Annotated in this window: 1 protein-coding gene; it reads left to right on the top strand. The window is 54.7% G+C overall.

The features are described 5' to 3' along the window. The first annotated feature begins 442 nt into the window (after positions 1-442). Positions 443-1,627 carry a phospholipase D family protein gene (locus tag HK25_RS11875; RefSeq protein ID WP_158092962.1) on the top strand — a complete coding sequence of 395 codons (1,185 nt, stop codon included), beginning with the start codon at positions 443-445 and terminating at the stop codon, positions 1,625-1,627. The last annotated feature ends 76 nt before the right edge of the window (positions 1,628-1,703 follow it).

The following is a 1,703-nucleotide window of genomic DNA, read 5'->3' as shown; positions in this document are numbered from 1 at the left end:
GGTAAGCCTGTGAATCACAATCTCTCGCTCAGTTCAATAAATTAACAGGTCCTGAGCCTAGGGCTACCTCCGACGTCGGAAAAGAGGGCGAAAGCGGACCCGCACGTACATAAAACGGTGACCGTGCTTTGTAACGTAATTAAGGGCTTTCGACACCGCCATGCAAAATGCTGCGCCGAGAGTGGTCGAAGTGTAGAAACAACGTCGCACTGCTCTGGGTGACCGATAAGCTCCGAAGCGACGAGCGCGAGAGGGCTTTGGCGTCCTGGGCCGCGAAGGGAAAGCAGACGTTCGAGGAGGAGTGCGTCAGCACGAATCTCGCCGCCGTTCGCCATGATGCGGCCGTTTTTGGAAAGGGACCCACATTGTTGAGGTGCATCACCTTGATGTAATGTTATGCATGGCACAAAGTGAAGCACACAAAGCTAATCGGAATATAAAGATGGGCCATTACGACCTCATATGGAATGACGAGAGTAGCGAACATTCCGCGGCACTCGCCAGTCTTTTCGAGAATGCGAGGCACGTGGATGTCGCAGTGGCGTTCGCCAAAATGTCAGGCTGGGGGCACATTAAGGACCACCTGCTGCACCATCTCGAACAGGGCGGTTCGGCACGATTCATCATCGGGTTGGACTTCTGTCAGTCAGAGCCGACGCTATTGAAATTGTTGCTCCAGCTATCACGGAAACACTCGCTGTCGGTCTTTGTCGGAGACGAACTCGACAGTGTTTTTCATCCGAAAGTCTATCGGTTCGAATACGTTAACAAGTCTGTTTCTATGCTCATCGGCTCGGCGAACTGGACGAATGGCGGCATGGCGGATAACTACGAATGCTCAGTCCTGTTGCGCCTCAATAGCGAGACCAAAATTCGGAACCGTCTAGACGAGTTGTGCAATGACGAACTCGTTAGCGCGCTCAACCCCTGTATCCTCCGCGACTACTCGCGGAGATACGATATCGCCAGGGCTACCCGGGCTACCGAACAACGGCGGCTGAAGCGCCTGCGCACCGCAAAGCCCACAACATTCTCCGTGCTGCGTGAATTACTGCGCGAATTCCGCCTCGATAAGTCCGAGCAAGGGTTCGACGCGCAAGTGCGCAATCGCGCTGAGGCGGTCGAGGGCGCGAGAAAAATTATGAAACTCATCGCTACGTCAAGGCCGACCGGAGAACGATTTGATGACCAACTCCGTAAGCTGGACGCTAGCTTTCACTCGGCGATCGTTCCCATTTTTATGAAGGTCATCGCGGGCGAGCCGGCCGCATTTGCGGAGCTATGCACGAGAGCATTGGCATCAGGCGATCTCAGCCCGGAACAGGCCTTCGAGAAAGTCAGAGAAGTGAGCATCCGGGGCGTGGGGCCGAACTGGCGCACGGAGATGCTCCATAGCGTCGATCCATCGAAATTCGCGGTCCTGAACCGAAATAGCTCAGCAGGAATGCGGCTGGCCGGTCCTGAATTTCCCGAACGGCCCTCTAACAGCAATATCACGCCTCAAACATACGCACAGTTCTGCTTGGACGCTCGGCGCGTCGCCGCGGAACTTGGTCTAAGAAACCTGAGTGAATTGGATGCCGTGTTCAACGAGGCTTACTGGCAGGACCAAGACGACGAAGACTGAACAGCTTAACATAGCCTAGGCTCAGGACTTGTCTTATGAAATCCGGGTCGTTGTATGCGACAAAGGCAGTAGTCAG

Source organism: Acetobacter sp. DsW_059, assembly GCF_002153695.1.
In the GTDB taxonomy this organism is placed as follows: Bacteria; Pseudomonadota; Alphaproteobacteria; order Acetobacterales; family Acetobacteraceae; genus Acetobacter; species Acetobacter thailandicus.
The sequence above is the reverse complement of the archived record's forward strand: the minus strand, read 5'-3'. Positions and strand labels throughout refer to the sequence as shown.

Coding starts and splice junctions, on each gene's coding strand:
- HK25_RS11875 (WP_158092962.1), top strand. CDS start 443: ATGGGCCATTACGACCTCATATGGAATGACGAGAGTAGCGAACATTCC.